The organism is Enhygromyxa salina (assembly GCF_000737335.2).
Taxonomy (GTDB): Bacteria; Myxococcota_A; Polyangia; order Nannocystales; family Nannocystaceae; genus Plesiocystis; species Plesiocystis salina_C.
Genome location: NZ_JMCC02000191.1, coordinates 1 through 7341, shown reverse-complemented (window position 1 = coordinate 7341; position 7341 = coordinate 1). Strand labels below are relative to the sequence as shown.

The following is a 7341-nucleotide window of genomic DNA, read 5'->3' as shown; positions in this document are numbered from 1 at the left end:
GCGAGGGCGACGGTTCATGGGGCTGCAAAAGCTCGCCAAGCAGCGCTGGAATAGTACGCCACATGCTGTTGCGGAGCGGTTTACGGTTGCGCCCAAGCACGCGGGAGACAGCAAGAGGGCGGTTCTGGCGGAGATCGAGCGGGACCGTGAGTGGGAGCGGCAGTACGCGGCTGCCCGGGCGTTGTTGCTCGCGGGCGAGCCGGCGGTGTTTCCTGCGGGCACGTATTGGCTGCGGCGGTTTGCGGGCGTCGAAGTGGCTGCGCGGGCGCCTTAGCGGATGGTCGATAGAGTGACGGCGGGGTCGCGCGAGCCATCCCGTCGATGTGTATTGGTTCGGCGGGGCTGAGCGCGAGGTTGAAGGGCGACTCGACTCAATTTTTAGGCTTCGCAAGGCCGAATTGGGAGCGAAGTTGCGACTCGGGCGGGGTGGCGGAGCCGGACTCGGGTCTCGGCCTGCTGACGGTTAGAGAAGACTCCGAGTCCGGATCTTCAGGGAAGACTCCGAGTCCGGATCTTCAGGGAAGACTCCGAGTCCGGATCTTCCTTTTGGTCAGTCTTTTTCGGATCTTCCCGTTTTCAGTGCACCCGCCCAAACACCACCTCCGTACGATAAAACCCCGAGCTATCCGACCCATGCCACCCATACCCAATCGGCCGCCCATCATCATCCGTCACAAACAACAAAGTCCCCCTCCCAAACCCAGTCTCCCCCTCCCCCCGCGTATCATCCTGATGCCGATACCGAGTAGAGTCGATCACCCGAACCACCCACGCATTCTCAATATGCGCAACCGCAGCCGGCTTGGCGATCACCACCCCAATATGCCCAGTATTCCCCCCTTTGGGCCAGTCCGCCGGCCGCTTCCAAGCGAACAGATCCCCAGGCTCGACATCCTCGATATCATCGATTTGCTGCCACCCCCCGCGCCCCCGATGCGTCGGCGCCTTCTTAATGATCCGCACATACGTAGCAGCCACAGGCCGCTCGCGGTCCAGAGTCTCGAGCGCAGCCTTCCCAGCCTTCCCAACCCTCCCCAGCATCCAGTTGATCATCCCGGAGCAGTCAAAGTGATACACCCCCTGCTTGCTCCGAACCCTCGTGCTGTGGCTGTAGACCGTGTCGGTGCGGGTGTCGTCGATATGCGAAACGAGGTCGAAGATCTTCTGCGTCGCCCGGGTCGCAGGAGTGCCCGCGACCCACTGCACGGGCGCCTTGCGCACACCATCGACCAACACAAACGGCTCGGGCCCGGGCCGGACCTTCGCAGGCGTCTTCGCAAGCGTCTTCGCAGGCGTCGCAGCCTGCGGGACCGCGCGATAAGCAGCGGCGACGTCAACGTCCAGGTGACCGGCAGCAACCAGAGAGTGGGTCAACAAGACGAGCTCGAGCAGCGGCATCGTGGTCCCAGACGAACGAGCAGCCCAAATGTTCTGTCCCGTCTACTCTAGCTTTGCACGGAGCAGGCCTACTTGCACGGATCAGCTCTAGTTGCACGCAGCAGGCGCAGCCATCGGTTTCGGGGTCCCATCGCTGGCGGTCACCCCGATGTTCCCGATCGTCGACTCGCACCCCCACTTCACGGTCGCTCCCGCACACTTCGCGCAGTCCACGTTCACGAGCGTGGCATCGGCCGTATCGCGCAGCTCGACCCCGGCATCGTTGCTGGTCCCGCGCAAGTGCACGTGCTCAAACCGGGTCTTCACCGCATGCGCGCCAAGCACCACCCCGCCCCAAGACTCCGGCGCGGGATCAGGCGCGCCCGCCTCGGCTTGCGACGCAACGAGTGGGCTAGGCTGCAACAAGATCGGAGCCTCCTCGCTGCCGCGCATGTCGAGCGTGCCCGCCTCGTAGTAGCCCACGCCCAAGATCACGCCAGGATCAAAGCCCAACCGCGACCCCGGAGCGACCGTGAGCGTCGCGCCCTTGTCAACGAACACGTCGCCATGAATGACGATCGGCGCGGTCTGGGCGGCCCAGGTCGCGTCGGCTTCGACCTTGCCGCGCTCAACATGGATCTGCGCGCTCGCGTCGTAGCGATTGTCTGCCCCAAGCGCACCAAGCAGCGCTGGCGTCGTGCGGAACGCGACGGGAACATCGATGAAGGCGTTGTTCGCCATGCTCTCGATCGTCACGCCCACGCCGCGCAGCTCGACGCCGACTAAGTCGCTGCGAAACGTGCACCCATCCAGGCTCAAGCTAGCGCTGCCTTCCGCCAAGATCACGCCCTCGTCGCGCGCCCCCCCATGGGCCAGCTCGACGTTACGAAGCAGCAGCTGGCCCTGATCCTGGACGTGCAACCCACCCCATCCGCCGGCTTGCTGTTGCTCGGCCGCGCGCATGCTGATGGTCTGATCGACCCCCTCGGGGACCCCAGTCGCGTCGGGGCTGCCGGCGCTGGCGCTGAACGTGCCCGGCCCAAACCCGCCGATCACAAACCGGGCGTCGGGTGTGAATTGCAGCGTGGTGCCCGGCGCGATGCTGAGCTGCGCGGGCCGCTGGGCCTCACCTTCAACGCGGATCAAGCCTTCGATCCGGTACGGGTTTGGCGGCCACTCGAGTGTTGTGTGCACGGCACCGGCCGAGATCGCAACGAGCGCTTTGGGCTCGAGGGTGAGGTTGTGCAGCCCGGCCGCGGCGGCTGGGGTCGCCCGCGCGACCACGCCCACACCAGACAGCGCAGCGCCAAGCACCTCGACGCCCCGCTCGCCCGCGAGCTCGAGCGCCAGCGAAGCCGAGCTGCGCACCGTCAAGCCCTCGACCTGGACCTGCTTGGCCACGATCCACAGCGCGGCCTGGTCAGCCGTACCGGCGCTGGCGATCTCCACGTGGCTGAGCGACGAACCATCGGCCTGGGCATACAGCCGGACGCCCTGCCACCCACCGCTGTCGCTGACCGAGTCGGCGACCAGCCGCACCGGCAGCTCGGGGGTGCCCATGATCTTCAAGGTCCCAGGCTTGTCGCGCCCGACCTCCAGCACGGCGCCGGGCTCGAAGCGCAGCTGCACGCCGGCCTCGATCTCGAGGGTTCCGCCGTCGATCCGGTACAGCCCGCGCACGTGCACGGGCGGACAGGCGGCGGCGATCGTTCGCGCCTGGGTCTCGACGCCGGTCAGCAGCTCTGGGCAGTCGGTGGCCTCGCCCTCGGGGCTGGGCTGCTCTGCGACGGGTGGAGCGTCGTCCTGCGTGGTCCCAGCTTGGGCGGACTCGTCACCGCCGCCCTTGGACGACTTGCGGGCCTTGGGCTCGTCGCTGAACAGGTAGCAGCTGCACACCAAGCTGATCAGAGCGGGGGCGACTATCTTGGCGCCGAGCGGTCGACCCATGCCGCGCTGGTACCACGGCGCGAGCGCTCGCAGCAACCGAGCCGCGCAGGCCACCGTCCAATGGGGGGGTCCGTGAACCAGCCGGACGATTCACGTGGGCGGTGGCAGCAGCGTGGGCATGAGCAGACCGTTGGGTAGGCGCCCGCGATCTCGCGCGTGGGTGATCGCCTGCATCGCCCGCTCGTCGACCACGCAGCGCGATAGATCCAAGCTCGCGAGGGTCGCCAGCCGGGGGATGCTCGCAAGCACGTCGGCGAGCGCGAACGGGATCGGGTTGTTTGGCAGACGCAAGGTCACCTCCGTGACCCCGTCGAGCTCGGGCAGCGCGAGCAGATCCGCGAACGCAGCCGGCGAGACCCGGTCGGCGTTGGCGAACTCCAAGGCCAAGGTCCGCAGCCGCGGCAGGCGACCCGGGACGAAGCGCCGCGACGAGCTTTCGCGCAGCCCGTTCATGTGCAGCTCGAGGTGCTCGAGGGTGGGCGAGTGCAGCTCGTGCAGCGGGGGCTGATCGCTGTGCAAGATCAATTTTTCAAGCTTGCGCAGGTGCGACCACAGCCGGGTCAGGCTTGGGTGTTCGCGCGCGGAGCCGAGCTGCCTGCGAGAGGGTGCGGGCTCTGGGCGGGCAGGCAACGCAAAACCAGCATCCGCGACGTGGTCGCCAAGCTCGAGCTCGCGCAGGCACGCGACGACCTCGGAGCTGCACAGCACCGGCTCGAGCTGCGCCCGGCTCAGCAGCGCGCTCGTCACACCCAGCGAGGTCATGCGCGCCGCGATCGGGAGCCGCAGCAGATCACTCAAAGCCTGCAGCGGAGCCAGGATCGCGCGGCCGCGGCCAACGCCAATGAACGCCGCGTCGATGAAGCCCAGCGACCACCGCACGACGACGGCCTGCGCGACCGAGCGCAGCGGGCCAAACAGGTGGCTGGCGTGGCGCGCCAGCAGGTCGCGCTCGCGCGCCTCGAGCTGGGTCAGCTTCGTGCCGCAGGCCAAGCTGCGCGCGTGCTGCAGGGCGATCAGCTGGCCGCGGGCGTCGCCGCGGGTCTGCAGCAGGTCGCCGTAGATCAGGTGCGCGGCGACGTCGTCGGGGTTGTTGCGAAGCGCGGTCTCGAGGGCGAGGTCGCGCTCGCTGAGCGCCTCGACGATCTGGATCTCGCTGTCGGCCAGCTGGAGTCCGCGGGCGCGCCAGCGATCGAGCTCGACGAGGAGCCGGCGCTCGGTCAGGCGCTTGTCGGCGAACAGCTGCGGCTCACCCTCGACCAGCGCGCCGAGCTGTCCCTCGTCGATCACCAGCTCCCCGGCGCCAGCGCGCAGACGCTGGATGACCTGATCCGCGCGGGCAGGATCGCGTGGATCGTAGGCGTAGACGCGACGCCAGATCGGCTCGACCTCGACCTCGGCACCGATCGCGGCGAAGCGCTCGGTCACCCGCCGGGCCTCGGCGGCGCTGACGTTGTCGAGGATCACCCCGCGGGTCCCAACCAGCTCCCTGGCTTCGCGCAAGCCAACACCCATGAAGTTGCACACCAGCTCGAGCGCGGGCGCTGGGTTGTCGCCGCTGACGTAGCGGATCCGGTAGGTCTCCATGGGCGCGAGGCGAAGCGGGAGCATAGCGCCTCTGGTCGGTGGTTTGGCGGTTTGCGACACTGCCAACGATGGCCGCCGTCGTGACCGCGCTGGTACTGCTCTCGTTCCTCGTGGCCTATCGAGTCTACGCCCGCTACCTCGGCCGGACGATCTACCAGGACGACGACCCCACCTTCATCACCGCCGCCCACGAACTCGAGGACGGCAGCGACTTCGTCCCGACCAAGCGCCCAGTCCTGTTCGGCCACCACTTCACGTCGATCGCCGGGGCGGCGCCGATCATTGGACCCTGCGTGGCCGCTTACTGGGGCTGGCTGCCGGCGCTGCTGTGGGTGGTGCTTGGCACGATCTTCATGGGGGCGGTCCACGACTACGGCGCGCTGGTCGTCAGCGTGCGCGAGAAGGGCCGGTCGATCGCCGACGTCGCGGCCAAGGTCGTCAGCGATCGGGTTCGCCTGATGTTCCTGTGCTTCATCATGGTGTTGAGCTGGCTGGTGCTGGCGGTGTTCGCCATGGCGATCGCGGGGCTGTTCATGGCGGTCCCGACCTCGGTGTTGCCGGTCAACATTGCGATCGTGGTCGCGCTGGTGATCGGCTGGCTGCTCTACAAGCGCCAGGTGCCGCCGCTGGTGCCTTCGCTGATCGCGTTGGTGGTGCTCTACGTGTTCGTGTGGGTCGGCACCAAGGTCCCGATCGATCTGACCAAGGCCGGGCTCGACCTACAGCAGGCCAACCTGGCCTGGCTGCTGGGGCTGTTCGTGTACTCGGCCATCGCGAGCTTGCTGCCGGTGTGGTTGCTGCTGCAGCCGCGCGACTATGTGAACAGCCACCAGCTCGTGGTTGGGCTGGGTCTGCTGTTCCTCGGGATCTTCGTCGCCCACCCCAACTTCGACGCGCCAGCCGTGCGGATGTCGGGCGACGACGCGCCCTCGATGTTTCCGTTCTTGTTCGTGACGATCGCCTGCGGGGCGATCTCCGGCTTTCACGGGCTGGTGTCCTCGGGCACGACCTCCAAGCAGCTCGACAAGCTCAGCGACGCGCGGCTGATCGGCTACGGCAGCATGCTTGGCGAGGGGGCGCTGGCGCTGGCCTCTACGATGGCCGCGGTCGCGGGGATCGGCCTGGTTGGGTTCTGTGCGCTGCCCGGGCAAGGCGTCGTAGAAGATCTCAGCTGGGCGGTCTATTACGACAGCTGGGCCCACGCGTCGGGCAACAAGGCGGCGGCGTTCGTGATCGGCGGCGCGGCGTTCTTGCAAGAGCTGGGGATCTCGACGCTGCTGGCCCAGACCTTGATGGCCGTGCTGGTGATCTCGTTCGCTTCGACGACCCTCGACACGGCGACCCGGATCGAGCGCTTCATCATCGCGGAGGTCGGCGACGCCGTGAAGGTCAAGGCGCTGGCCAACCCCTACGTGGCCACACTCATCGCGGTGGTGCCGGCGATCTTGCTTGCGACCTTGCGGGTGTCCGATGGCAGCGGGGCCGTGCGCGAGGCCGCCTGGGCGCTGTGGCCGGTGTTCGGGGCCAGCAACCAAATGATCGCCTCGCTGACCTTGCTGGTGCTGGCGCTCTACTACTGGCAGCGCCGCCGGCCGGTCCTGCCCTTGGTGATCCCGATGCTGTTCGTGATGGGCGTGACGTGGTTCTCGCTGGTCCTGCACCTGCTGGGGTTCTGGGCCGAGCAAGACTGGCTGCTGTTTGGGCTGACGGTGGTGCTGAGCGGCTTGATCCTGTGGATGAGCGTCGAGTCACTCGCGCTCTTCGTTCGGCTGCTCCGCGAGCGCCGAGCGAACCCCGATGCGCCCGCTGGGGACTGAGCTGCCGGCGGTCGGCCCGCGCCGACACAAACCTGGAACCATCCGTTCTTGGGCTCCTGAACAGTTCGGGGGGCTCGCGGGCAACCCGTGAGACGGGGCTTGCGCAGCATGGCGCCAGTTGGGATGCTCGCCGCTCACAGCGGAGGCCGTCCAGTGACGACCCACTACGTTCTCAAGATCCAATACGTCAACAAGCCCCCCGAGACCCGCAACATTGGTGCCCGAGTGACAAGCATCGGCCGCGAGGCTGGCGACATCGTCCTCGGTGATCCCCAGTCTTCTGGTCGCCACGCCGAGATTCACTTCGAGAACGGTGGTGTGCGCGTCAAGGACCTCGGAAGTACCAACGGCACCTTCTTTGGTGGCCAGCGGAGCCCCGAATTCGCCATGGAGCCCGGCCAGGGCTTCTCGATCGGTCAAACGGTGATGACGCTGATGTCCATCCAAGGGGCACAGCGTGCAGGCGCCGGCAAGACCATGATCGCCGTTGGCGGGATGCCAGCTGGCGGGATGCCACCGCGTCCACCCGGCGCGCCGCCTGGTCCGCCCGGCTTCGGTCCCCCGCCCGGCGCACCTCCCGGTCCGCCCGGAGCCCCGCCCGGCGCACCGCCGCAGG

5 protein-coding genes and 1 pseudogene are annotated in these 7341 nt (G+C 67.6%); 3 read left to right on the top strand and 3 right to left on the bottom strand.

Annotated features, from left to right (window positions below; translation table 11 throughout):
- A pseudogene (locus DB30_RS39605) lies at positions 1 to 274 on the top strand (hypothetical protein); the annotation flags it as partial.
- Positions 275 to 576: 302 nt separating this feature from the next.
- Here the strand turns inward: DB30_RS39605 and DB30_RS39600 are convergent.
- The 3 genes from DB30_RS39600 to DB30_RS39590 all read right to left on the bottom strand — a co-directional run bounded on the left by DB30_RS39600 (position 577) and on the right by DB30_RS39590 (position 4932).
- Positions 577 to 1398 carry a hypothetical protein gene (locus DB30_RS39600; protein ID WP_052559190.1) on the bottom strand — a complete coding sequence of 274 codons (822 nt, stop codon included), beginning with the start codon at positions 1396 to 1398 and terminating at the stop codon, positions 577 to 579.
- Between the two features lie 87 nt (positions 1399 to 1485).
- A complete protein-coding gene (locus DB30_RS39595; protein WP_052559188.1) occupies positions 1486 to 3324 on the bottom strand; it encodes a hypothetical protein in 1839 nt (612 codons plus the stop codon).
- A gap of 90 nt (positions 3325 to 3414) precedes the next feature.
- Entirely contained in the window at positions 3415 to 4932 is a 1518-nt protein-coding gene (locus tag DB30_RS39590; protein ID WP_146662762.1) for a TIGR02996 domain-containing protein, read from the bottom strand.
- A gap of 56 nt (positions 4933 to 4988) precedes the next feature.
- On the opposite strand from DB30_RS39590, the gene DB30_RS39585 reads away from it, so the two are divergent.
- A complete protein-coding gene (locus tag DB30_RS39585; protein ID WP_205633179.1) occupies positions 4989 to 6725 on the top strand; it encodes a carbon starvation CstA family protein in 1737 nt (578 codons plus the stop codon).
- 153 nt (positions 6726 to 6878) lie between these two features.
- The coding region (locus DB30_RS39580; RefSeq protein WP_165704164.1) for an FHA domain-containing protein at positions 6879 to 7341 on the top strand (463 nt) is incomplete at its 3' end.